Annotated in this window: 18 protein-coding genes and 1 pseudogene; 14 read left to right on the top strand and 5 right to left on the bottom strand. The window is 58.5% G+C overall.

The window, feature by feature from the left end:
* Positions 1-47 precede the first annotated feature (47 nt).
* Positions 48-1,028, bottom strand: coding sequence for a glutamine-hydrolyzing GMP synthase (gene guaA / locus DW195_RS00960; protein ID WP_118205419.1), 981 nt, complete (start codon positions 1,026-1,028; stop codon positions 48-50).
* Positions 1,029-1,324: 296 nt separating this feature from the next.
* Here guaA and DW195_RS10485 point away from each other — a divergent pair, with 296 nt between their 5' ends.
* Both DW195_RS10485 and DW195_RS00950 read left to right on the top strand, forming a co-directional pair.
* On the top strand, positions 1,325-2,329 hold the full coding sequence (locus DW195_RS10485) for a helix-turn-helix transcriptional regulator (RefSeq protein WP_199576256.1): 1,005 nt from the start codon (positions 1,325-1,327) through the stop codon (positions 2,327-2,329).
* Between the two features lie 209 nt (positions 2,330-2,538).
* Positions 2,539-6,852 carry a hypothetical protein gene (locus DW195_RS00950; protein WP_118205417.1) on the top strand — a complete coding sequence of 1,438 codons (4,314 nt, stop codon included), beginning with the start codon at positions 2,539-2,541 and terminating at the stop codon, positions 6,850-6,852.
* Between the two features lie 90 nt (positions 6,853-6,942).
* On the opposite strand, the gene DW195_RS00945 is transcribed toward DW195_RS00950, so the two are convergent.
* Complete coding sequence (locus DW195_RS00945; RefSeq protein WP_147356632.1) at positions 6,943-7,176, bottom strand: hypothetical protein; 234 nt, start codon at positions 7,174-7,176, stop codon at positions 6,943-6,945.
* A gap of 154 nt (positions 7,177-7,330) precedes the next feature.
* Between DW195_RS00945 and DW195_RS00940 the strand changes: the two genes are divergently transcribed.
* From DW195_RS00940 to DW195_RS00925, 4 genes are all read left to right on the top strand, one after another.
* Positions 7,331-8,713, top strand: a complete 1,383-nt coding sequence (locus DW195_RS00940) for an ATP-binding protein (RefSeq protein WP_118205413.1) — start codon at positions 7,331-7,333, stop codon at positions 8,711-8,713.
* 152 nt (positions 8,714-8,865) lie between these two features.
* Complete coding sequence (locus DW195_RS00935) at positions 8,866-10,863, top strand: type IIA DNA topoisomerase subunit B (RefSeq protein ID WP_117820832.1); 1,998 nt, start codon at positions 8,866-8,868, stop codon at positions 10,861-10,863.
* 45 nt (positions 10,864-10,908) lie between these two features.
* A complete protein-coding gene (locus DW195_RS00930; RefSeq protein ID WP_118205411.1) occupies positions 10,909-13,149 on the top strand; it encodes a DNA gyrase subunit A in 2,241 nt (746 codons plus the stop codon).
* A 261-nt stretch (positions 13,150-13,410) separates the two neighbouring features.
* Entirely contained in the window at positions 13,411-14,274 is an 864-nt protein-coding gene (locus DW195_RS00925) for an ATP-binding protein (protein WP_199576255.1), read from the top strand.
* Between the two features lie 108 nt (positions 14,275-14,382).
* Here DW195_RS00925 and DW195_RS00920 read toward each other — a convergent pair whose 3' ends face one another.
* Positions 14,383-14,913 (bottom strand): flavodoxin family protein, encoded by a 531-nt coding sequence (locus tag DW195_RS00920; RefSeq protein ID WP_118205409.1) that lies wholly within the window; start codon positions 14,911-14,913, stop codon positions 14,383-14,385.
* Between the two features lie 727 nt (positions 14,914-15,640).
* Here DW195_RS00920 and DW195_RS00915 point away from each other — a divergent pair.
* The gene (locus DW195_RS00915; RefSeq protein ID WP_118205407.1) at positions 15,641-16,675 is read left to right on the top strand and encodes a hypothetical protein; all 1,035 of its coding nucleotides are present in this window, start codon (positions 15,641-15,643) and stop codon (positions 16,673-16,675) included.
* A gap of 42 nt (positions 16,676-16,717) precedes the next feature.
* On the top strand, positions 16,718-16,957 hold the full coding sequence (locus DW195_RS00910; RefSeq protein ID WP_118205405.1) for a hypothetical protein: 240 nt from the start codon (positions 16,718-16,720) through the stop codon (positions 16,955-16,957).
* Positions 16,958-17,237: 280 nt separating this feature from the next.
* Here DW195_RS00910 and DW195_RS10480 read toward each other — a convergent pair whose 3' ends face one another.
* On the bottom strand, positions 17,238-17,474 hold the full coding sequence (locus DW195_RS10480; RefSeq protein WP_199576254.1) for a hypothetical protein: 237 nt from the start codon (positions 17,472-17,474) through the stop codon (positions 17,238-17,240).
* Between the two features lie 600 nt (positions 17,475-18,074).
* Here DW195_RS10480 and DW195_RS10380 point away from each other — a divergent pair.
* The 5 genes and pseudogenes from DW195_RS10380 to DW195_RS10705 all read left to right on the top strand — a co-directional run.
* The gene (locus DW195_RS10380) at positions 18,075-18,380 is read left to right on the top strand and encodes a hypothetical protein (RefSeq protein ID WP_158567868.1); all 306 of its coding nucleotides are present in this window, start codon (positions 18,075-18,077) and stop codon (positions 18,378-18,380) included.
* A 94-nt stretch (positions 18,381-18,474) separates the two neighbouring features.
* Complete coding sequence (locus DW195_RS00895) at positions 18,475-20,532, top strand: AAA family ATPase (RefSeq protein WP_199576253.1); 2,058 nt, start codon at positions 18,475-18,477, stop codon at positions 20,530-20,532.
* Positions 20,529-21,584: a 5-methylcytosine-specific restriction endonuclease system specificity protein McrC gene (mcrC, locus tag DW195_RS00890; protein ID WP_118205537.1), complete on the top strand. Its 1,056-nt coding sequence runs from the start codon at positions 20,529-20,531 to the stop codon at positions 21,582-21,584. Before DW195_RS00895 ends, mcrC begins: the two co-directional genes overlap by 4 nt.
* On the top strand, positions 21,577-22,014 hold the full coding sequence (locus DW195_RS00885; RefSeq protein WP_118205399.1) for a DUF6508 domain-containing protein: 438 nt from the start codon (positions 21,577-21,579) through the stop codon (positions 22,012-22,014). Before mcrC ends, DW195_RS00885 begins: the two co-directional genes overlap by 8 nt.
* A pseudogene (locus DW195_RS10705) lies at positions 21,980-22,684 on the top strand (hypothetical protein); the annotation flags it as partial. The gene DW195_RS00885 and the pseudogene DW195_RS10705, both read left to right, overlap by 35 nt.
* Here DW195_RS10705 and DW195_RS10560 read toward each other — a convergent pair.
* A complete protein-coding gene (locus tag DW195_RS10560) occupies positions 22,586-23,185 on the bottom strand; it encodes a YraN family protein (RefSeq protein WP_118205397.1) in 600 nt (199 codons plus the stop codon). The pseudogene DW195_RS10705 and the gene DW195_RS10560 sit on opposite strands and share 99 nt — an antisense overlap.
* Between DW195_RS10560 and DW195_RS00875 the strand changes: the two genes are divergently transcribed.
* Complete coding sequence (locus DW195_RS00875) at positions 23,151-23,660, top strand: helix-turn-helix domain-containing protein (RefSeq protein WP_370215079.1); 510 nt, start codon at positions 23,151-23,153, stop codon at positions 23,658-23,660. The two genes, DW195_RS10560 and DW195_RS00875, sit on opposite strands and share 35 nt — an antisense overlap.
* The last annotated feature ends 707 nt before the right edge of the window (positions 23,661-24,367 follow it).

Below are 24,367 nucleotides of genomic sequence, written 5' to 3'. Positions count from 1 at the left end.
GCGGGACCCCTTCTCCGTCAATGCAATTCGTCCAAAAGAATAGAAGCTTACTCCCACTCGACCGTGCCAACGGGCTTCGGCGTGAGGTCGTAGCAAACGCGGCAAATACCGGGGACCTCGGCGGTCACGCGAGCGGTAATGCGCTTGAGCAGCGCCCAGTCGAGCTCAGGCACCTCGGCGGTCATGACGTCGACGGTGTTGATGCAGCGAATAATGCAGGGCCAGTCGTAGGCGCGCTTGCCCTCGCGCACACCGGTAGCGCGGAAATCGGGCACTACGGCAAAGTACTGCCAGATGGTCAGGCCGGCCTTGTCGATCTCTTCGCGCACGATGGCATCGGCCTCGCGCAGCGCCTCGAGACGGTCACGGGTGATGGCGCCAAGGCAGCGGACGCCCAGGCCAGGACCGGGGAACGGCTGACGCTCAACCATGTTCTCGGGCAGGCCGAGCTCGCGGCCCACGACGCGCACCTCGTCCTTGTACAGCAGCTTAACGGGCTCGCAGAGCTCAAATTGCAGATCCTCGGGCAGGCCGCCCACGTTGTGGTGAGCCTTCACGACATCCTGGGACTCCAGGATGTCGGGATAGATGGTGCCCTGGGCGAGGAAGCTGACCTCGTCGCCCACCTTTCGGGCCTCTTCCTCGAACACGCGGATAAACTCGGCGCCGATAATCTTGCGCTTGGTCTCGGGCTCGTCGACGTCGACGAGCTTATCGAGGAAGTGGTCGGTGGCGTCCACGTAAACCAGGTTGGCGTCCATCTGGTTCTGGAACACGTCGACGACCTGCTCGCTCTCGCCCTTGCGCATCAGGCCGTGGTTCACGTGCACGCAGATGAGCTGCTTGCCGATAGCCTTGATCAGCAGCGCCGCGACGACCGAGCTGTCAACGCCGCCAGAAAGGGCCAGCAGGACCTTCTTGTTGCCGATCTGCTCACGGATTGCAGCAACCTGTTCTTCGATGAACGCCTGAGCGAGTTCGGGAGTGGTGATACGCACCATGTCGTCGGGACGCTTGTTGGAATCCATGCAGGGCTCCTTTTCGGGTCGATGGAACGCGCCGCGCATATGCAAACGCACCGTCATATGACCTCATTATATGCAGAGCGAGGTTCGTTTCCCATCGCTGCGACGGAGCTTTTTGCAGGGGTGGCAATTTTTCCTAATGTCGAGGTCAGCTAGGCTTCGGTAGCCACCTTGGGAGCATCGACAATAGACTCTTCCTTTATACGTTCGGCATAATCGTAGGCGATAACCACAAATTCCAGTCCCGAGCAACAGGGGTAAAATGGCTGCTAATGTTGCCAGCTGTTGGGAGATGGAAGATGGACTGCGATGGCTACCCGCGCATTCCCATGCCGTTGATGTGCACTGCCTTTGTGCCGGGGCAGATTGACGCTGCGGTTGCAGGCATTTCCGACCCCGATTCACGCACCATCGCCACGGCAGAAGCGCTGTACTTTCGCGGACAGGCCACACTCGCCGCCGAGACAGCACGCCCCTATCTTGACGCCACCGATCCCGCACTGCGCTATTCCGCATGCTTTATCTGCGGATACGCCAGCCTGTCGCTCAACCGTATCGCCGACGCCCGCCGGTGCCTTACGGGCATCCTCGATACGCCAACTGACGAGGAGTCGCCCGCCGCTCACGCCACGCATATCCTGTTCGCCTCCGCCGCGAGCGTCCTGTTGCACTTGCCTTCCCCGTATTCTGCCGAAGAGTTTTATCCGCTTGCGGCGCATCTGCCCGAAGGCCTGCGCCTGTTCGCCAGCTACGTGGTGGCGCACGCGTTGTATCTGCGCGGCGAATACGGCCGCAGCCTGGGCATGGCGGAAAACGCCCTGATTATGAAACAGGGAAGCTACCCCATCTCGGAGCTATTCCTGCACTTGTCGGCTTCGATGGCCTGTATGAGTCTCAAAGACGTCGACGCCGCAAAAGCGCACTTTGGCGCCGCTTGGGACATTGCGCGCCCCGACGGCCTTATCGAACTCATCGGCGAACACCATGGCCTTTTGCAGGGACTCATCGAGGCATGCCTAAAATCGCAATACCCTGACGATTTCGCACGCATCATCGAGATTACGTATCGATTCAGCTACGGCTGGCGGCGCATCCACAACCCCGATTCGGGCGAGGACGTGGCCGACGATCTAACGACCACGGAATTCACCATGGCCATGCTCGCCTGTCGTGGGTGGACCAACGCCGAAATCGCACGCCATATGGGAGTATCGCCGGGCACCGTCAAAAACCGCCTATCAGGAGTGTATGCCAAGCTTGGTATCGGAACTCGCGCCGAGCTGGTCGCGCATATGTTGCGTTAGCGACCGGGCTGCCAAGCGCATCGAACGCGTTCCGGAACCCGGCGCTTCGCTCGATCAATTTGGACATTTTGACCCTTGAACGGCACTACCGTGACTGGATGCCTTCTTGCAAAATTGGATTATTTCCATCGATACCTGCTGGATGGGGGCCAAAGATGCTTGATCGCCGTTCGTTACTTGTTGCTGGAGCGTCCTCGCTAGCGAGCATTATGTTGCTTCGCGTGCCGGGAAGCGAAAATGCCTTCCTGCTGCCGTTCGCGCCCACCGCGGCCTATGCCGACGAAGAAGACCCCTTCAAGGTCTTGGTGCTCTCGCGCACCATGTTTGGTGTGGTCGTGGTCGACGTCGCCAACAAGAATACGCCCATCACGGGTGCCCAGGTCACGCTCACATCGCGCTATGCTGCAGGCAAGCAGCTCACCGCCACTACCGATGACGAAGGCACGGCCATCTTTGAGGTCGCGCCGCTTTCGGAAGGCTACGTGGACGAGGCGACGCTTCTCGACGCGTACGAATTTAACGGCGGCATCTCCATTAGCATGGCGGAATACCGTGATGTCGAGATTCCCCTTGCTCGCATTCTGGGCGGCACCGCCATAACCGCGCCCACACGTCCGTTTTCCGACGGCGAGCCGTACTTCCGCCAGCTCACGTTTGACGAATGGGACATCCAGTACGCCGACGCCACGTTCATGACATTGCCGAAGGACGATACGGCAAACGACCAGCCCAACACGCACGCTTTTACCGTGCAGGCCCATCTGCCGCAGGGCGGGCAGGCAACGTTACATATCAATAAAGTGACGCCTGCCGCGGGCAGCTCACCCGAAACCGTCACGCAGATTGGCCAAGTCAAGGCCAGCGCATCGGGCACGGATAATCTGGCAACGTTCACACTCGAAGATAAGTTCCTCGATGCGGCATCGGGCCTTCTGGAAGAAGGGTGCAAGCTGCGCTTTGTCCTCGACTATCAGGGCAAAACCTACACGCTCTCCTCCCCCATGGCCGTTGTCACCGCGCCGGCCGCAAAGGCGGAATCGGGCTCGACCACCATCATTCCCACCACCATGGACCAAGAGGTCACTCCGTTTGATTTCCCCGCATCGTTTCCCGGCATCGGTGGTAATAAGTTCACGTGTTGGATGCCCACATTTCCGATCCTCTTCGATTTCTCGTTTGCCGGGTACGTGCTGTTTGGCGGAGGATACAAACCAGCCAGCTATATGAACGATTCGGGCAGCCCTGATCCGGAATACTGGAAGAAATCGCCGCGCGAGTCGGGCGCCAAGCAGGCAAACCGCTATCTCGACGAGATGGAGGGGAAGTGGAATCAGTACAAGAGCATGAGCGCCGGTTCGGGCACCGACCCAAGAAACACCAAGCTCCTTCGCCACCATTGCACGCTGCTGTTCACGATGGATATCGCCACACAGCTGTACGGCTCGCTCGCCTACGATTGGGCGGGCAAAACCTGGGGTGACAACAACGACCCCGCATACGGCAATATTAAGGCCCTCTTCCAGGTAAGAACCGACCTCAACTGGACCGAACAGTTCACCTTGGGACCGGTGCCGTTTTTCCTAAACGTCAACCCCTGGGTGCTGGCAAAACTGGCGCTCGCCGTGGGCGCCCACACGCACGGTAGCGGCGCGGCGTTTTTTAAAAACATTTCGCTCGATTGGTCAAACACGTCGGGCTCGTTCACCATCCAGATCGGGCTTGCCGTTACCTTTGGAGCCGGCGTTGCGGGCGTCGCCTCGTCTGCCGTGCGCGGCGCCGCATCCCTCACGCTGTTCATTGGGTACGAGAAGGCAGATGGACACCCGCTTCCGCGACTGCGCGTAGGTGCAGACGTCGATGTCGATGTGATACTCCAGTTCGTTATGTTCAAGTGGACCACCAAGGCTTGGTCGGGATCGTGGCCCACACTCGCCGATTCGTGGAATATGTCGGTGAACAACGGCGACCAGTATGTACTCCAGCGCTCTGAGCTGGCCTTGGGTGGAGATACGCCTTATACGCTGAACGCCTGCTTCGGCTCGGGCGGCAACGCCGAGGCAGGTGGTGTGCCGCAGTTTATCGCGTCGGCCACCATCGTCACCAACGCCGAGCTGCTCGCACGCGCCGAGGTTAAGGCCACTGCCGTAAACGCCGCGCCTGTCGTGCGCGATTGGGATCAAGCGGTCACGCGCATTGAGCTCGAGGCGGATGCAGAAAGCGACGACACGGGACAGATCGAGCATTTCGTCCATGCACTGATAGAGAACGACGAAAACGCCGCGCCAATGTATAAGTACACCTATATCGGGCAGGCGACGAACGCCGTTGCGGACCCCAACGCCAATTCTGCCGGCGTGTCGGAGGACGAGCGTGGCGGCATAAAACCCTCGAGCGACAACGTGCTGTTTTCCGGCGTGCTCAGCGAAGCCCACATGAAGCTGGCAATGATTGCCGGCGTAGAATGCCTGTTCCGTATCGCCTCGGTGTGCTACGGCGACAATGGCCGCTCGCGCCTGGTGGTGCACACAAGGGCAAACGGCACGTGGTCCGCCCCCACGCCCGTGGACTTCCCCCTTGGGTTTGGCGAGAGCGACGTGGAGCGCGACGGCATATACGATTACGACTTCGACGTGGTGGAATATACGGACGGGAGGGGAAACCAGGACGCCTACGTGCTGCTGGTCTCGGGCGAGCGCCCCGACGGCGACAACACCCTTTTCGATACGGCAAGCACAGCCGGCATACTGTCCGTCGTGCGCCTGCGCATAAGTAATGACGAGACCCGCGTGGTGTCGCATACGTCATGGCGCAGCATCTCGCGCGGCCGCCTGCAAGAGGATGGCTACCATTGCCTGCAGTGCCCGCGTATCACGGTGGGCAAGACGCTGGTCGACGGGCGCCTGTCGGGTGCCTACCTCCACCGCCGCGGAACCACCGCAGAAAAGGCGCTCGGCAGCGAGGCTGAGGTTGCGCTGGAGTGCTTTACCCTGTGGTCGGACGTTTCGGGCGACAGCCTGACGTTCCGCCAAGTTCTTCGCTTTCCGCAGGCACCGTCGAGTATCGAGCTGGGCGAGCCCGAGAATATCAACGGCAAAATGGTGGTGCCCGTTACGTACGAGACCGCAAACGGTTGCGGCTGCGCATCGTACGCCGTGATCGGCCAGTCTATCGCGGGCTGGGGCGTTATGCCGCCGGACGCCGCGGTGCCCCATGCGGTGCCATGGCCGCAGCACACGGGCTTTTTGGCCACCGTCAACGAACAACTGCAGCATATTACTTGGACGCGAGGCGCATCGGCATTTGCAACGCAGCCCGTGGGTGCCGCAGGCTGTGGCCCGGCATCGTTTAGCGTAAGCAACAACGGCAGGTGCGTGCTCTATGTAGAGAACACCGATGGCAAGGTGGGACAAACCTACGACGAAGAAGGCAACCCGGTAGCAGTGATGGGCAAGCACTTCCGCATCTTCGCCAGCACCTTGGCAGGCGATCTGTTCACGGAGCCGTTCGTGATGTGCGAGCTGGACCATCCCGTCGATCAGATAACGACATTTTTGACGTCGGGAGGCATGCTCTCCGCGCTCGCCACGCACATTGTGAGTGCCGAGCAGAGCAAGGCGGAGCTGCACGGCATCGAAGTGCCCTTGGTGGCGTGTGCCACTCCGACGGGCGCGGTCGCTACCTCGGGCGCGGTGGTACCCGGAGCAGCAGGCGAATCCTTCATGGTCACGGTGCGAAACGACGGCAACACCTTGCTGACCGCCGGCACGATCGATCTGTACCGAGAGGGCTCCAGTCAGCCGTTCTCCAGCGCATCCATCGGATTCGGAGTGAACGCACGCATGGCTTCGATCTACGATCCAGAGCTTGCCGAGGACGCTTCGGCCAACGACATGGCACACGTGAAGTACGCACTCGAGACGCTGGGCACACGTTTTGCAACGCACCCGCTGGTAGCCGACAACGGCAACGCCGTGCTGGCACCGGGTTGCACGGCACAGTTCCGCATGAGCTTCGCCATCCCCGAGAGTTGGAGCGACGAAGTGGGCAAACGCGTAACGCTGTATGCGAAGGCGCGTAATCTGGTGGCGCTCGATCCCGTAACGCTCGAGGAAATTCGACCGGGCGCAAACTCGGCGCTGGGTGCCGTACTGCACGAGCTTCATGTGCCCGACGCGGCATGCGAACGCTCGGAAGTTCAGGTCGGTGTATGCGACAGCGCGGATACGACAGGACTTCACGACGCCCCGATGACGGTCGACGGCGATGGTGGCTCGAGTGGCGGCGGTACTGACGAGGGCGGCGGCTCCGGCGGAAGCAGCTCCGGCAGTGGCAAGGACCACGACAATAACAAGCGCTCCGGAAAAGCGGGCGCACTTGCGGGCACGGGCGATGTCAACGCTCCCCTTACGGCAGCCGCTGCAGCACTCGCCGCGGCAGGCGCCGGCCTCGTCGCCTACAGCGCCCGCCGCACGGCGCTCGAAACCGACACCGCCAATGAGGTCAATTCTGATAAGCGTCGCTAGCTCCTGCTTACTTTTGTGAGAGGCGCCGACTCGGCTAATCGAACATCAAAATGGGCTGGTTCTGGATACCCAGAGCCGGCCCATTGCGCATTAGATGTCGTCTGAGGAGTCGAGTTCTGCCTCGAGCTTGGCACGGCGTCTTTTCGCCGTGAAAAACGTTGCACACAGGACAGCAAACGTGGCCGCGAAAATCGTCGCACCGCAGAACACGCCCGTGGCCAGGTTCGCCAACCAAAAGACGCTTTCGAGCAGTACGATCTGCGCCTCAGCGACACAGCGCATTGCGGCAATAACAAGCGCGAACGCGGCGCTTATGGAAACCATGTTCGCCATCGCCATGTGGACATAACAATTTCGATTCGCTATTCAAACTTACTCGGACAGAACCGACTCGGTTTTGTCCGAGTAAACTCGAGCATAAACTTGTTCATGCGATACAATTAACTCGGACAAAACCGAGTCGGAAGGAACCGAGTAAGTGGAATTCATTGGCAGGGAGCTTGAACTCGCCCGTATTAAGAAAACACTCAATGCGCCCGAGCAGCGCAATGTTCTCATTTACGGAAGGCGTCGCGTCGGCAAAAGTGAGCTCATCAAGCAGGCGCTAACCGATTTATCGGACGTCGCAACGATCTATTACGAGTGCCGCCAAACCTCCGAGGCAGACAACCTCGAGAGTCTGTCCGCCCTTGCTGCTGAAGCGCTAAGCTTTCCTCCGCTCGCCTTCACGGGCATCCGCGAGCTCATCGAATTTCTGTTTGCCCAAGCCAAAGACAAGAACATTACCCTCGTTCTCGACGAATACCCCTACTTGAGAGATGCGGTTAAAGGCTTAGACAGCATTCTCCAGACCTCAATCGACGCTCACAGGGAAGACTCACGTTTAAACATTGTCCTGTGCGGCTCCTATGTTGAGATTATGAAATCTCTCATCGAGCATGAAAGCCCCCTCTACGGGCGAATTGATCTCGCGCTTGAGCTTAAGCCCATGGATTACTTTGACGCTGCAAAGTTCTATCCCGCGTTCTCACCCGAGGACAAGGTGCGGCTCTATAGCGTTTTTGGCGGCATCCCCTTTTACAATCGCCTCATCGATCAGTCCCAAAGCGTACGCGACAATATCATCGAGCTCGTCACAGAACCTGGCGCCCGCTTAGAAAGCGAAGTACCGTCCTATCTCAACGCCGAGATCTCGAAGATGACCAACGCCAACGAAGTTTTCGGGGCTCTCGCACAAGGTTACTCCCGTTGGGGGGACGTGCTGGCACAGTCGCACGTCTCGAGCGGTCCGGCCATGGCAGACGTACTCGACAAGCTCATGTCACTCGAAATCGTCCAAAAGCGTGCACCCATCAACGACCCTACGAATAAGCGCAAGTCTGGCTACTTTGTGGTGGACCCACTTTCGCTCTTTTACTATCGCTACGTCTTCCGCAATGCTTCTGCGCGTCAGCTGCTCGACCCGGAATTCTTCTATGATCGTCACGTCTCCCAAGACTTCGAGGAAAACTACACTCCACATATGTTCGAGGAGATCTGCCGTCAATACCTCGTACGGCAAAACAGGACTGGCAAGATCGAACCGGCTTTCGATGCCATAGGCAAGTACTGGTACGACGATCCCGCAAACAAAACGAGCGGCGAATTCGATGTGGTAACGCAAGACCCCGAGGGCTACGCATTCTACGAAGCAAAGTTCCGCAAATCCCCCGTCACGCAAAAAATGGTCGACGAGGAAATCACCCAAGTCGAGGCAACGGGGCTCAAGTGCCATCGCTACGGATTCTTCTCCCGTTCGGGCTTCGAAGCTGACGAAAGCGATCGAACCGTCTTCATCGACCTGCCGCAGATGTTTGAATAGGACAGACCCCACCCGCATCCCAAGCATCCATTATCTAATCGAACTATTGTTCGATGGAATTCGTGTTGGTTGGAATCGCCCAAGGCCTGGGCTATGCTACCTTGACTATCTATATGACTAAAACGCAGCAAAGGAGCACCGAGAGAGCGAGTATGGCAAAAAACACCGCAAACTATGGTAACGACAGTATCCGCCAGCTCAAGGACGAGGAACGCGTACGTCTACGACCCGCCGTCATCTTTGGCTCGGACGGACTCGATGGCTGCGCGCATGCCGCCTTCGAGATCCTGTCCAACGCCGTTGACGAGGCACGCCAGGGCTACGGCAAACTTATCACCCTTACCGCCTTTCGCGATGGCTCCATTCAGGTAGAGGATAACGGCCGTGGCTGCCCGCTCGACTGGAACCCTTCCGAGAAGCGCTTTAACTGGGAGCTCGTCTTCTGCGAGCTCTACGCCGGCGGCAAGTACAACAACAACCAGGGCGGCGACTACGACTTCTCGCTCGGTACCAACGGCCTGGGCTCCTGCGCGACCCAGTACGCCTCCGAATACATGGACGTCACGGTTTGGCGTGACGGCAACAAGTACTCCCTGCACTTTAAGAAGGGCAAGGTCGTCGGCGCCAAAAAGAAGGCGCTCGAGATTGAGCCCAGCGACGAGGACCGTACCGGCACCACCATCAAGTGGCGCCCCGACCTTGAGGTCTTTACCTCGATTAGCATCCCTCACGACTGGTATCGCGAGACCATGCGCCGCCAGGCCGTGGTCAACGCTAACGTGACCTTCCGCCTGCGCATTGAGGGTGACGATGGCGAGTTTTCCGAAGAGGATTTTTGCTATCCCAAGGGCATCGAGGACTACGTGCTCGAGAAGGTCGGCACCGACTATCTCACCGAGCCCTTCTTTATCGAAGCCGACCGTCGCGGTCGCGACCGCGAGGACCTGCCCGACTACAACGTAAAGATCACCGCGTGCATGTGCTTCTCGCGCACCTTCATGATGCAGGAGTATTACCACAACTCATCGTGGCTCGAGAACGGCGGCTCGCCCGAGAAGGCGGCCCGTAGCGCTCTGACCAGCGCCATCGATGCCTACATCAAGCAACAGGGCAAGTACAACAAAAACGAGAGCGGTATTAAGTGGCAAGACGTCCAGGACTGCCTGGTACTGGTGACCAACTGCTTCTCCACCCAGACGTCCTACGAAAACCAGACCAAGAAGGCCATCAACAACCGCTTTATCCAGCAGGCCATGACTGCCTTCTTTAAGGAACGCCTCTCGACCTACTTGATCGAGAACAAGGACGCCGCCAACAAGATCATGGAGCAGGTGCTCATCAACAAGCGCTCGCGCGAGAATGCCGAGAAAACGCGCCAGAGTATCAAGACCAACCTGCAGCAGAAGACCGACATGGCCAACCGCGTGCAGAAGTTCATCGATTGCCGCTCCAAGGACAAGAGCCGCCGCGAGATCTACATCGTAGAGGGCGACTCGGCAGCAGGCGCCATTCGCACGTCGCGCGATGCCGAGTTCCAGGGCGTTATGCCCGTTCGCGGTAAGATCCTCAACTGCCTGAAGGAGGACTACCCGCGCATCTTTAAGTCCGACATCATCATGGACCTCATGCGCGTGCTGGGCTGCGGTGTGGAGATCAAGGACAAGCGCATCAAGAACCTTGGCGCCTTCGACCTGGACAACCTCAACTGGAACAAAGTCATCATCTGTACGGACGCCGACGTCGACGGTTATCACATCCGCACGCTCGTCCTCACCATGCTCTATCGCCTGGTGCCCACGCTTATCGACGAGGGCTACGTCTATATCGCCGAGTCGCCGCTCTACGAGATCAACTGCAAAGAGAAGACCTACTTTGCCTACACCGAGCTCGAGAAGAACGGCATCCTCAAAGAAATCGGCGACCAGAAGTGTTCTATCAACCGCTCCAAGGGTCTTGGTGAAAACGATCCGGACATGATGTGGCTCACCACCATGAACCCCGAGACGCGTCGCCTGATCAAGGTGGAGCCCGAGGACGTCACCAAGATGGAAACCATGTTCAACCTGCTGCTGGGCAACGACGAGGCGGGCCGCAAGCGCCATATCTCCGAGCACGGCAAGGAATACCTGGACCAGCTAGATCTGCAGTAGCAGCAAATCGATAACGACGGCCCATAAGAAGTTCAAGAGGAAATCGTGGCAAAGAAGAAGACGAAGAACCAGCCAAAGAAAAAGCAGGTCAACGACGAGAACGTCATCGGCCTGCACTCCGAGGTCACCGACCAGCCGATCACGCAGACGCTCGAGGTCAACTACATGCCCTACGCCATGAGCGTCAACGTCTCGCGTGCGTTCCCCGAGATCGACGGCTTTAAGCCCTCGCACCGCAAGCTGCTCTACACCATGTACAAGATGGGCCTGCTCAAGGGCGAGCGCCAGAAGAGCGCCAACATCGTGGGCCAGACCATGAAGCTCAACCCGCACGGCGACGCCGCGATCTACGAGACGATGGTGCGCCTGGCCACCGGCAACGAGGCGCTGCTCGCCCCCTTCGTGGAGTCGAAGGGCAACTTTGGCAAGTACTATTCGGGCGACCTGAGCTACGCCGCCTCGCGTTATACCGAAGCCAAGCTCTCCCCCATCAGTGCCGAGATCTTCAAGGACATCGACAAAGACCCGGTCGACTTCGTTGACAGCTACGACGGTGCCATGAAGGAGCCGCGCCTGCTGCCTACTACGTTCCCCAACATCCTCGTCTCGGCAAACAAGGGAATCGGCGTCGCCATGGCATCCGATATCTGCGGTTTCAATCTCAACGAGGTCTGCACCGCCACGATGCACTACCTGCAGGATCCCGACTGCGACCTGCTCGAGTACATGCCCATGCCCGATTTCTCCACCGGCGGCGAGATTATCTACCGCCGCGAGGAGATGGAGAAGATCGTCGAGACCGGCCTTGGCAGCTTCCAAATCCGCTCCCGCTGGCGCTGGATTCCCGAAGAGCGCATCATCGAGGTCTACGAGATCCCCTACACCACCAAGACCGATGTCATCATCGAGCGCATCGTCAAGCTCTCCAAGGAGGGCAAGGTCAAGGAGATCGCTGACATACGCGACGAGACCGACCTCTCGGGCCTGCGCATCGCCATCGACCTTAAGCGCGGCGTCGACCCCGACAAGCTCATGGCGAAGCTCTATCGCTCGACCACGCTACGGGATTCGTTCTCGTGCAACTTCAACGTGCTGGTCGATGGTTACCCCCGTGTTATGGGCGTGCGCCAGATCCTGCACGAGTGGGTCAAGTGGCGTATTGAGTCCACGCGTCGCCGCATTAACTTTGACCTGGGCAAAAAGTCCGAGCGCCTGCACCTGCTGCACGGCCTAGAGGCGATTTTGCTCGACATCGACAAGGCCATCGCCATCATCCGCGGCACCAAGCTCGAAGCCGAGGTCGTGCCCAACCTTATGAAGGGTTTCGACATCGACGAGACCCAGGCCGAGTTTGTTGCCGAACTCAAGCTCCGCAACATCAACGAGGAGTACATCCTCAACCGCACCAAGGACATTGCAAAGCTTGAGGGTGAGATTGCCGAACTTGAGGAGATCCTCTCCAGCGAGGAGAACATCAAGAAGGTCATCAGCGACGAGCTGGCCGCGGTCAACAAGAAGTACGTGATGCCGCGCCGCACGGGCAGGATCGAGCCCCATGAGGTTATCGAGGTAAGCTTGGAGCCCGAGGTCGAGGAGTACCCGGTCACCATCATGCTCTCGCGCGACGGCTACCTTAAGAAGATGACCGACCGCGTGCTCAAGAAGGCGACCACGCTCAAGTACAAGGACGGCGACAAACCCTTTATCGAGTTCCCGTCCTCCAACACCCACGAGCTGCTGGTCTTTACCAACAAGAGCCAGGTGTACAAGTGCAAGGTTGCGGCATTTGAGGACACCAAGTCGGCCCAGCTGGGCTCGTACCTGCCGACCGATCTTGAGATGGAACCCGACGAGAGCGTCATCTGGATCATCGACCCCGAGGACTACAAGGCCGACGTGCTGTTTGTCTTTGAGAACGGCCGCGTGGTGCGCGTCGCACTTGCCGGATACGTCACCAAGACCAACCGCAAGCGCCTTAAGAACGCCATCTACGGTGGCAGCAAGCTGCTGTATGCCCAGGTGCTCAAGGAAGATCGCGACATCGCGTTGGTCTCGAGCGACTATCGTTTGATGAACTTCAACACGTCGCTGCTCAAGACCAAGACGACCACCAACACGCAGGGCGTCCAGGCTTTCACGGCCAAGAAGGGCCGCTCGGTCACCACCGTCGGCACGACCGAGGAAATCCTTGGCGCCGGCGTCTCGGCCGAAAAGTTCACCGCGCAGAGTCTCCCCTCCGCCGGTGCCCTCATGAAGGAAAACGACATGCCGAGTCTGTTTGACTAGGACGACGGCAGAACCGCCATAAGCCTTCAAAGCAGCGGGGCCCGGAGCGCAGCAACATCGCGCTCCGGGCCCCGCTCGTTGCAACGTAGTCGGAATAATAGAACTCCCCGTTTTTCACTCCTGCAATCGCACGGCGCAAGGCATGTTAACCCATTAGCAAAACTTGCAAAAGTTAGCAAAACTTGCAAAAGTTAGCAAAACTTGCAAAAATTAGCAAAACCTGCAAAGGAGCTACCATGGAGTACAGCAAATGTCTCCGCCATGCCAGGCATGCTCGAAGATATTATCGAGCGAACCAAAGAAGCCGCAGATAGCTACCTCTCACAGCCTCACGCGCGCATAAACGGTGTTCAAATTGGCCCAGTGGGCATCGATTGGACATACGCTCAAGAGGCTCAGGGCAACTGGCGCACGCGCATGAATGGCATCTTTAAGCAACTCGAAAAACATGACATCGGACTTCTCATCACCATCGATGAAGTCACCGTCGATCTCGAAGAAATACTTCAATTTGCCTCTGTTTACCAGCACTTTGTACGCGAAGGTAAAAAAGTTGCCCTACTCATGGCAGGACTGCCCTACAAAGTATCGGCGTTGCTGCGTAACGATTCCGTCTCGTTCCTCAGGCGTTCCCAATATCATCAGTTGGGACGAATCACTGACGTTGAAATTGCAAACGCATTCCGCAAAACCGTTGAGGCCGGAGGCCGCTCAATCACACCAGAAGCGCTCAAGGATGCCGTGAAGGCCGTCGACGGATTTCCCTATATGATGCAGCTCGTCGGATATCGCACATGGGATGTTTCGGAGAACTCGCCCAAAATCAGTGCACCTGATGTACAGCAGGGTTCTCTGCTTGCCCGCATGGAGCTGCGCAATCGAATTCTCGAAACGACCTATCGGGAGCTTTCCGATAAAGACATTGAGTTTTTGCTCGCGATGCTGCCCGATTCTGGCCCCAGCAGGGTCTCGGAGATAGCCAAACGCATGGGCGTCGCCACCAACTACGCAAGCCAATACAAACGCCGCCTCCTGGAGGACGGCGTCATCGGAGAGCGCGGGCGTGGTCTCGTTGGCTTTGACATCCCCGCGTTCAGGGAATTCTTGAACGAGAAGGCGTTTTAGCACGCCGGAATTGTCCGCGGAAGCATCAACGCATGGCAATCAGCATTCCTCTTGGTAAGGACAGCAAGCATTTCCACCAACACCGATTGCCATGTGTTCTTCTTGCCTTTAAGCCAGCTTGCGAGCGAGCTCTCGCACCTCTTCCAACTTGGGCGAGGACGCCATGCTGTCGCGCTCGGTCATACCGCTGATGGTGACAATGCCTTGGTCCTCCCACTTGCAGTACGCGCAGGCCGACTTGTACATGGCGATCGCCGCATCATAGACGCCCTCGCTGTGGCTATCGAGCAAAAGGGCCGTCTTGGTGAACGGGAAGCCCGTAGCACCGAAGGCGTACAGGCGGTCGATGGCGGCCTTTTCCTGTGCAGTGATATCAAACCAGTAGATAGGCGAGGCAAAGACGACCATGTCGGCGTCTTTCAGCGACTCGATCACGCCGGCCATGTCGTCCTTCTGCACGCAGGTGCCCTCATGGGCGAAGCAGTACTGGCATCCCAGGCAGCCGGCGATCTTCTTGCCGGCAACGCGGACGACCTCGACCGTATTGCCGCCCTCGCGCGCGGTCTCGGCAAACGCCTCGACCATGATGTCGGTATTGGCGCCCTTGCGCGGGCTGCCACTCAATACAACGATTTTCATAGAAATCTCCCTCCTTCATGCCGCAGGCGCGCGGCACACATTTCGTTGTAACCAAAACGGATGGAGTTATTCAATCGCCTCGTTTCAGCTACTCCCACTCGATAGCTAAGCGAATCCGCATGGTGTCATGTTGCGCCGGGCCATGTCGCCGAAGACCTGCTTTATGCGCAATTTGAACGGATCGGGTCGGTGGTTCGCGGTTCTTGGAATAACTCAAGCGATTCGAGATATCCCAGGCGTATTCGTCAATCATGAAACCGGCATTTGAGTCCGCAGCGTCGGTCCTGGGCCCATTTGCCGACGGTTTTCGAGTTGAGGCCGAGCTCGGGGCGGCATTGCGTTGTCGGCCCGCCCGTCGAGATCATGTAGTCGGCGGTCTCGCGCCTAAACTCGTTGGCGTGCCTGGCGGATGGGTTCGACATGGCACCGCCTCTTCGGTCGTCGTCGGTATGTATGCTAGAGCATCGAAGTCTCTGGCATGCGCGTCCGAAAAGACGATACAGGTCGCCTCATGGGCTCCTCACGCTCCCGGCTACAGGCTGCGCGCCGACAAGTTCGGAATCGTGATCGAGGGCAAATGCGCGAAATGCGGCTGCGCCATCGCCCGATGCTGCTACTAGGCGCCATCCCCGCACATCGCGTTCCGCGGCGAAACAGCGCATCTACGGAGACATCGTAGACACGCGCCTTATAATGGGGCGATGAGTTCTTAGAAAGGGGCGCGGTTGTGAGTCCGGATGATTCTCTGGCAAAAACGGGGACGCAAGAGATTGCGCCTCCGGTCGACCGGTCGCCGCTCGCCCTCCTGAGCACAGCGATAAGGCAAAACTGCAATGAGGCGGACAACGCCATTGCCGACATCGTCAAGGCCGTGGAGCGGCAGGCCCCGGAGATGGCCCAGATCAGCAAGGCGACTGACAAGGGCTTCCGCCTTGTCGTCGACGCCTCCGACGAGACGCTCCAGGCCATCGACCGGGGCGACATCAAGCTGACGACGGACAAAATGGGCAACACCTTCGCCCAGATGAAGCGCTCGGACGGCAGATACGGCAAAAAGCTCCCCATCAAGAGAGAAGAGTTCTCTCAAGGAATCGACCCCGTGCAGGCAGCCAACGCAATGCAGGTGAAAGCCCTGCAGGAGCAGCTCGACGAGATCGCGGAACAGATCACGGTGATCGACGGAAGGGTCAAGGAGGTTCTCCGAGGCCAGCAGAACGACCGCATCGGCCTTTTCCGCAGCGGCATGTCGCTCTACCTTGAGGCGAGGGAGGTCTCCGACGAAGGACTGCGGAAGCTGCTGGTAGCCCAGTCCCTTCGCGCGCTTTCGGACGCCACAGCCCAGCTTGACCTTGAGCTGCAGGAAGACGTCGCGTATCTCTCCAACGGGGAGTATAGGAAGGCAAAGGGCAAGCGCGCGGAGCTAATCGACGAGAAGATGGCCTCCATCAACCGCTGCTTCCCGGTGCTGCACCAAGCCTCCGTCGCCCGCATGGCGATCTATTGCGAGCAGGGCGAAGTCAAGGCCATGGCCTCCGCCCTCGAGGCCTACTCGCGCCTGATCGAACAGACGGTCGGGTCGCGCGCCGGCCTACTTGCCGAGTTCGACGCATCGGATGACGGCACCGACCGAGGCGTCTGGCGCTCAAGGGCCACTCTGCAGCTCGACGTGTCGGCGCTCAGCAAGGCGCTCTCCGCTCCCGAGAAGACCTTCTATCTTGAAGCGATAAATGATGAAAAGGAGGCCGAAGATGAGCTCGGCTAAGGGATGTCCTAACGGCGAATGCGCCGCTCATAAGAAGAAGACTTGTTCAAGCCCTCGATGAACTACTGCCCCCAATGCGGGGCGGAGCTTGCCGCGGTGTGCAAGTCAAGGGGATGCTACACGTTTCTGGACGACCCTTCAAAGAAGCTCTGCGCGCGCTGCGAGGCGAAGCGCGCCGATAGGGTCGACGGGATAAAGAAAGTGGGCGCCGGAGTAGGCGGCGCAGTCCTCACAGTGGGCGGCGCGGTCGTCGGCGTTGTTGCGAAGATCGCAAAGAAATAATCGTCTAAAGACAAAGAGGCGGGCAAATGCCCGCCTCTTCCTACATCACCCACTTGAACACGGCGCGGAACAGCCGGACGAAAAAGCCCAGCGTGACCTTCAGCGCCGCCATGAGGAACCTACCAAGCCTCTTCATCGACGTCACCCCAATCTTCCTTGACCTTGCGGGCGCCCTCCTCGGCGCCCGCTTCCTTCTCTTTCTCGAGCAGCCTCGCCAGCTCGTCCGGCACGCCCGGGACCTCCGCGCGGCCGGGGTGCCGTCCGCGGGCGCGTCGGCGCGTCAGCCGTCGCGCACCTGGTGCCAGTTCGCCGTGAGCCAGAGCCCCTTCTCAGGCTCCTCGCGCATCTCAAGCTCGAACTCCGTGAGGTAGATACCCCCGCCACGTGCGCGAATGCTGTTAATTGTCCCCTCAAAGCCCTTGCGCAGCTGCGCCTTATCGATGAAGAGGCGGCTCTGGGCGCCCTCGAGTGCCCAGAGCCGCTCCATGTACACATTGCGGTCTACCCAAGCCATCATCCGCTCCCCCTCGGTTTCGAAACTCGATTTTTTAGAGTTTCGGAACCGAGGGGGCAAGATGCGCGCGGATGCTTCGAGGAGCGAATCCCAGTCGCGCCATGTCGGCAGCAATTCGTGCTGCCGGGCAAGCTCAACGCCCGCGTCGCAGAGCTGAACGACGGCCCCTTCGTCGTGGACGACCAGGAGACGCCGCGCGTCGAGGCGTTGTAGCCGGCGAGCAAGCCAACGTTATCAAGGCCAGCGTCTCGTTTGGAGCGTTGGCCTTTTCCAGCGCCCACGCCAAGTTGCCATACAGTATCTTGCCCTCCTCGCCCAGACGGCTCTTCTCGTTAGCTCCAACGAGTAGCGAACGTGCTGGGAAATGACGATGCGCAGCATCCGAGATTCCCGCCTCGCTCTCGAGGACAAAACCGCATGTCTACTCACTTGGAATAATCTCTATCCCAAGCTTGTGCTTAATCGGTGCGGTGCAATATCAACCGACACCATGCATAGGATGAAATTCAGGGGCGGCATTGACCCGGAGCTTGCAATTATCGCCTATTACAACAGCATTGCGTTCGCATTCACAGAGCTTTACGGCAGAAGCTGTGGGGCGGTGTGCTTGAGATTCTGCCCAAGAAAGTTGGCAATATCCATGTTCTCAATACCGGTCTATTGAACATTAATCCCGAGCTAAAAAGAAACGTTATCAGCATAATTGACGGAGTAGTAAGAAATGGGCGCAATATCGACGAAGCGTTGGATTACATTGATGCAAAGATACTCGTTGGTGTACTTAGATTCGATAAAGATACCTGTCGCGCATGTAGACGCATATGGAAAGACATTGAAAGCAAGGCGCCTTGGCAGAGGCACAAGATAGGCAGTGACTATAATGACCAGCACAAAATTTACTTGGATTAGCTTTTATGAAGAGTTATCTGACAAGCTGCTGACCTATCGAGACAGGCGCGACGATTTGATAAACAAGCTAGCAACTGTCTATGAATCGATCGGGATGAGTCTCCCTAAGCTTGAGGCAGATGAGCTCCAAGACATCGATCCGTTCACCGTCTTCGGCCTCTTCAACAAGGGCATCACAGACGCAAACCGGCAAAAGATCATCGCCGGCATCGCCGAGGTGTTCGACATTGGGGCAGATCAGCCCACGGACTTCGAGGGCATCCCCGTGCTCAACAACCTCAACGCGACCTTCTATGCCTTCGCCAACGACGAACGTCGCGGCGAGCACGACATCGATAACCTTTGGCATGTTTTCGAGGCCGAACTTGCACTGGCCGCCGACGACAACGAGGAAACCCGGAAGGCCTTCGTCGAGGCATTCGATACCACCGTCATCCAGTTCACACTTGGCTGGAAGCTCACCATGGGCCTCTACTGGGCGAGGCCCTACAACTTCATCAGCCTGGACTCGCGCAACCGCTGGTTCATGGCCGACGTGGCAAAGGCTGGCTCCACCATTGCCGGCATAGTGCCAAAGGAGAAGGACTCGCCAGTTCATGACGGAGATCGCTACCTCGCCATTTGCGACACCATCAAGTCGGAGCTCGGAAGCGAAGAGTGCTCGTATGCAGACTTCCCCTCGCTGACGGCTGCCGCCTTCATGGAATCCGAACGCGTCAACCAGGAGCGGAAGGCTGCCGAGAAGGCTGCAGCTGAGAATGCAGAGGAAAACGCCCTCGGAGACGAGGGAGTCAGGACCACGCACTTCTGGACCTACTCCCCGGGAGACGGCGCCGCGAGGTGGGATGACTTCTACGCACGTGGCGTAATGGGCGTCGGCTGGAGCAAGCTCGGCAACGTCGAAAAATACGCCAGCAAGGAAGACATCCGCAAGAACCTGCGCGCCCTATACAGTAGCAAGTATTCGCAGAAGAACTCCGCGCTCGCGCTCTGGCAGTTCTCGCGCGAAATCAAGCCGGGCGACGTTGTCTTTGCTAAGCGGGGCCGCAGCGTGATTATTGGTCGCGGCATCGTTGAGGGGGATTACCAATTCGACGAAAATGGCGACTCCTATCCAAACATCCGCAGGGTACGCTGGACGAGCAGAGGAGAGTGGCACACGGAAGACCTCCTCGCCGTGAAGACCCTGACGGACATCACCGCCTATCCCGACCTCGTTGAGAAGCTCAACTCGTTCTTCGAGGACGAGGGCGGCGAAGTCGAGGAAGACACGGAGGAGGTTGAATACCCAGCGTACACGTCCGAGGACTTCCTCTCGGAGGTCTTCATGGACGGCGAGCACTACAGGACCCTCGTCAACGTCCTGCGCGCGAAGAAGAACATCATCCTGCAGGGTGCCCCGGGCGTGGGCAAGACCTTCGCCGCAAAGCGCCTGGCCTACTCCATGATGGGCGTGAAGGACGCCGAGCGTGTGATGATGGTGCAGTTCCACCAGAGCTACAGCTACGAGGACTTCATAGAGGGGTTCCGTCCGAACGCGCAGGGCTTCGACCTCGAGAAGGGCGCGTTCTACAACTTCTGCAAGAATGCGAAGGACGATTCCGACAACGACTACTTCTTCATCATCGACGAAATCAACCGTGGCAACCTCTCGAAGATCTTCGGCGAGCTGTTCATGCTCATCGAGAACGACAAGCGCGGGCCCAGGAACACGCTGCAGCTCCTCTACTCGCACGAGCTGTTCTACGTCCCGAGCAACGTATACCTCATTGGCATGATGAACACAGCGGACCGCTCGCTCGCCATGCTCGACTACGCCCTGCGCCGCCGCTTCGCGTTCTTCGACCTCCGTCCCGCCTTCGACGCAGAGAGCTTCATCGCCTATCAGGAGGGACTTGCCAGCGAGAAGTTCGATAGGCTCATCTCCTGCGTCGTGAAGCTGAACGAGGCAATCGCGTCCGACGAGTCGCTGGGAGACGGCTTTTGCATCGGTCACAGCTACTTCTGCCGCATGTCCCCGGACGACGTGACGGACCATAAGCTCTCGGAAATCGTCAACTACGAGCTCGTGCCGATGTTGCGCGAGTACTGGTTCGACGAGCCCACCAAGGTCGACGAGTGGGCCGGCAAGCTGCGCAGGTCAATCCAGTGATCCGGATACAGAACATCTACCACATGCTCGCCTACACGTTCCAGACGCTGCAGGGGCAGGGCTACCGCGACATCACAGCCGAGGAGTTCGACAACACTGCCGACCTCCTCGCCGAGATACTGTCACGGGGCGTGAGCCTGCAGCTCAAGCGCGGCCTTGGCCGAGAGTACGTCGACCGCGAGGACATGCTCTCCTCACCGAGGGGCAAGATTGAACTTTCCGAGTCTCTGAAGGCGCGCTCGATTCTGCGCAGGCAGCTGGTTTGCAGCTACGACGAGTTCAGCACGGACACGCGCATGAACCGCATCCTCAAAGCGACGATCATGCTCTTGGTTCGCTCGGACATCGACAAGGCGCGCAAGAAGGCACTTAGACGGCTGCTTCCGTACTTCGTGGACGTGGAAGGCGTGAACCTTTCGGGCGAAGACTGGCACATGCGCTTCGACCGGAACAACCAGACTTATCGCATGCTCATGAACGTATGCTGGCTGGTCGTGAAGGGCCTCCTCCAGACGCGGGAGAGCGGGAGCCTCCGCATGATGGACTTCCTCGACGAGCAGAGAATGAGCCACTTGTACGAGAAGTTCATCCTCGAGTACTACAGACGCGAGCACCCAGAGCTTTCCGCAGGGGCGCCGTACATCAGCTGGGCGCTCGACGATGGCTTCAATGACATGCTCCCCGCCATGCACACCGACATAACGCTCACACGGGGCAGGACCGTCCTCATCATCGACGCGAAGTACTACAGCCACACGACGCAACAGCAGTTCGACAAGCAAAGCGTCCACTCCGGCAACCTGTACCAGATCTTCACCTACGTGAAGAACAAGGAAGCGGAGCTCGCCAGCACTCACGACCAGCATAGCGTGTCGGGCATGCTGCTCTACGCCAAGACCGACGAAGACGCGCAGCCTGATGGCGTGTATCAGATGAGCGGTAACCAGATAAGCGTGAGGACATTGGACCTGAACCAGCCCTTCGAGACAATACGTTCGCAGCTCGACGGTATTGCTGAAGCTCATTTCTCAAAAGAGGCGGCTTATGTTTGAGAGCCTGACAAAACATCTGCCCGCGATTGAGAATGCCGAGGGATTTGGCAACTGGGTCGTAGACCGAGAGAGCAAGGGCACCATGGACGACCCAATCAAGATACCCTACGTGAATTACGGAACGACGGTTGCTGACGTTGAACAAGCAATCTACGACTTCGTCGACGAGCATCCCGAGTACGAGCTCACGCATTACCGCAACATACTTGAACGCAACGGACTCGAGTGGGGCAGCCAGGCAATGTCTGGGGCAGATGTATCGGAACTCGACGGCCAAGCGGTGATGGCGCTTCTGCTCGGAGCCGTGAGAGCAGAGCGTTTCTGCGACGGAGCTCTGCTCGGCTTCTTTGGGGACGGGAGTATGAGACGCTGGCTGTTGAGGTTGAAAGAGATTGATGGGCGAGACGGGAATGAAGTGCGATATGAATAAAGATGACGCCATCGCGAAGCTTGAGTTGTTGATCAAAGAGGGCGAGATAGTTCTTGCTACTTCGCACTATATCGAAGGCGTAATCGGAGCACCTTATGTTAAGTCTGAGCTATTTAGCCCCTGGAGAGCGAAGGCATCCATTGCGCTCCATGAGCTACTTCCCGAGTCTCAGCAGGACGCGATGAAAGACCTTGAGAAGAAGGCTAACGACCACACAGGGATTGCAAGACAATGGCAGGGACTTCTCCAGGGAACTTTGGAGGGAATACAGCAAGGCTTCATCGTCCTTGAAGACTCAAATGATAGCGACGGTGACATTGTCATTGAGCAAATATTGGACAGGTTCCCCGACGTCGTTGCTTCCATCAATCGTAGACATGCTGGTAGAGATGGTTTTGCGATCAATGATGAATACGACGTCCAAGACCTTCTCAGATCAATCTGCCTAGCCTACTTTGATGACGTACGCGCTGAGGAGGCGGTGCCCGGCTTTGCTGGAAAGAACTCGCGCACGGATTTCTATCTCAAAGACGAAGCGCGCTTCATTGAGGTGAAGATGACACGTGATGGCCTACGTGACAAGGAGCTTGGCGAGGAGTTGAGCATCGACATTCCTCAGTACAGAGAGCATCCAGGATGCGAGCGGCTTTTCTGCTTCATCTATGACCCAGGTAGACTTGTCCGAAACCCAACTGGTCTCAAGCGTGACCTCGAGAAGATAATCCCGGGATTCGTCACCGTCATCATTGCGCGGTAGACAGAACAAGCAGCCTTTAGAGCTAGCGCCCCCGGGAGCCGAAGCTCCCGGGGGCGCCCTGCGCTTAGAGCGGCCGAGCGCATTGAGATGGTGGCGGAGAAGCGCCCGGCTCTCACCGACGATGAGCATGCTCACGACGTCGAACCTGATCCGGATGTCCTCGGAGTCCAGGTACTCAGCGAGGTAGGCCGCCGCCAGCCGTTCGAGCGCCGCGCGGTCCGCGTCCTCCTCGGGGAATCCCTCGCCGCCGTTCTGCGTGATCTGGCAGTGAATAAAGACCAGGTCGTCCTCGTCGCGGGCGATGAAGTCGGCTACGTCGCCGACGTGCGCCCAGTCTTCCTCCAGAATCTCGAAGCCCCTACGTTCGAGGTAGACCCTGATGCCCTTCTTGGCCTTGGCGTCGATGGCTTCCATGATGTCCTCCTTAGCTCCCGGTCCGCCCCGGTGGCGCGCCTTGGGAAAGATGACGATAGGCGCGCGCATACGCAGGCACCGCAACGAGGGCGGCATGACGCAGAGGGAGATCGCTGACGAGGTGGGGCTCACCGAGTCCGCCATCCGCAACTACGAGCGCGGCATCCGGACGTCCGGCGACCAGCGGATAGGGCGCATCGCGGAGGCCCTGGACGTCTCTGCCGACTCCATACGCGAGATAGGCGTGAGTGGCGTGCGCGGCGCCCTGGAGGTGCTCTTCCGCTACGAGAGGGAGCTCGGCCTCATGCCCGTCGTCACCGGAGACGGCGTGGCCGTGGCGCCCGACCCCAAGGAGGAGGGCTCGCAGAAGGCCGCGCAGGCCCTCAAAGCGTGGAAGCGCATGAGGGACCAGCTCGCGGCGGGCGAGATCGACGAGGACGACTACGAGGCCTGGAAGGCTCGCTTCAGGGGCTAGAGCAGGGTATAGAGCGCTTCTGGGGACGCTGCGGCGTCCCCTTTCTTTGCACGGAATCGTCACTCTCGCATTACTATTGCTGGTTTTCGTGGGCTAAAAAGAGCCCGAAATCGCCGGGAATCGCGGATTTTCACGATTTGTCAATCTTCGCTCCTACCTGCGGTTTTGCAAAAAGGGAGGCCGGAAAGGCGGGGTGACTACAAAGTGACTACATGACTCAGGTCAAAACGCGTTTGCGGCCAAGAAACGCGATGAAAATACTCTTCTCGCTTTGGCATCTAGTCGCCCCTCTTGGCAGCGAGTCGCAACGCATCACTCTCAAAGCGTTGACCGAAGAGTATTTCCGCAGGTTAACACCCATGAAATAAGCCCCGAAATCCGAAGGTCTCGGGGCTTATTTGCATCTGTTACTCCCCAAAAGTCCCGGTGGCTTCGTCCAATACAGGGGCACTGGTTGCTAACCACCGCGACTAGACGTGCAGGATGAGACTAGATGAAATGGGCTAAAGCCCTACTCCCACTCGGTGAGTCTTCTCGCAGGAGAGCGATCGAATCTCCTTCTTGAGCCTCGAGAAGGGTCCCTGACTAGCACATTGGACAAACGGGATAGCACTATAGCTCGTGCCAGCTGCATTAGACGCACGCATCGAGCACCCTAGACCTCCCGAACCTTGCTGCAGCGTCGCCCTCCGGGTAGAGCTTGACGG

Origin of the sequence: Collinsella sp. AM17-1, from assembly GCF_003470665.1 — a bacterium.
Classification (GTDB): domain Bacteria; phylum Actinomycetota; class Coriobacteriia; order Coriobacteriales; family Coriobacteriaceae; genus Collinsella.
The sequence above is the reverse complement of the archived record's forward strand: the minus strand, read 5'-3'. Positions and strand labels throughout refer to the sequence as shown.

Excerpts from the sequence above, each read along its gene's own strand:
- guaA (WP_118205419.1), bottom strand. The coding sequence starts at position 1,028 with ATGGATTCCAACAAGCGTCCCGACGACATGGTGCGTATCACCACTCCC.
- DW195_RS10485 (WP_199576256.1), top strand. The coding sequence starts at position 1,325 with ATGGACTGCGATGGCTACCCGCGCATTCCCATGCCGTTGATGTGCACT.
- DW195_RS00950 (WP_118205417.1), top strand. The coding sequence starts at position 2,539 with ATGTTGCTTCGCGTGCCGGGAAGCGAAAATGCCTTCCTGCTGCCGTTC.
- DW195_RS00945 (WP_147356632.1), bottom strand. The coding sequence starts at position 7,176 with ATGGTTTCCATAAGCGCCGCGTTCGCGCTTGTTATTGCCGCAATGCGC.
- DW195_RS00935 (WP_117820832.1), top strand. The coding sequence starts at position 8,866 with ATGGCAAAAAACACCGCAAACTATGGTAACGACAGTATCCGCCAGCTC.
- DW195_RS00925 (WP_199576255.1), top strand. The coding sequence starts at position 13,411 with ATGCCAGGCATGCTCGAAGATATTATCGAGCGAACCAAAGAAGCCGCA.
- DW195_RS00920 (WP_118205409.1), bottom strand. The coding sequence starts at position 14,913 with ATGAAAATCGTTGTATTGAGTGGCAGCCCGCGCAAGGGCGCCAATACC.
- DW195_RS10480 (WP_199576254.1), bottom strand. The coding sequence starts at position 17,474 with ATGATGGCTTGGGTAGACCGCAATGTGTACATGGAGCGGCTCTGGGCA.
- DW195_RS00895 (WP_199576253.1), top strand. The coding sequence starts at position 18,475 with ATGAGTCTCCCTAAGCTTGAGGCAGATGAGCTCCAAGACATCGATCCG.
- DW195_RS00885 (WP_118205399.1), top strand. The coding sequence starts at position 21,577 with ATGTTTGAGAGCCTGACAAAACATCTGCCCGCGATTGAGAATGCCGAG.
- DW195_RS00875 (WP_370215079.1), top strand. The coding sequence starts at position 23,151 with ATGCCCTTCTTGGCCTTGGCGTCGATGGCTTCCATGATGTCCTCCTTA.
- DW195_RS10560 (WP_118205397.1), bottom strand. The coding sequence starts at position 23,185 with ATGGAAGCCATCGACGCCAAGGCCAAGAAGGGCATCAGGGTCTACCTC.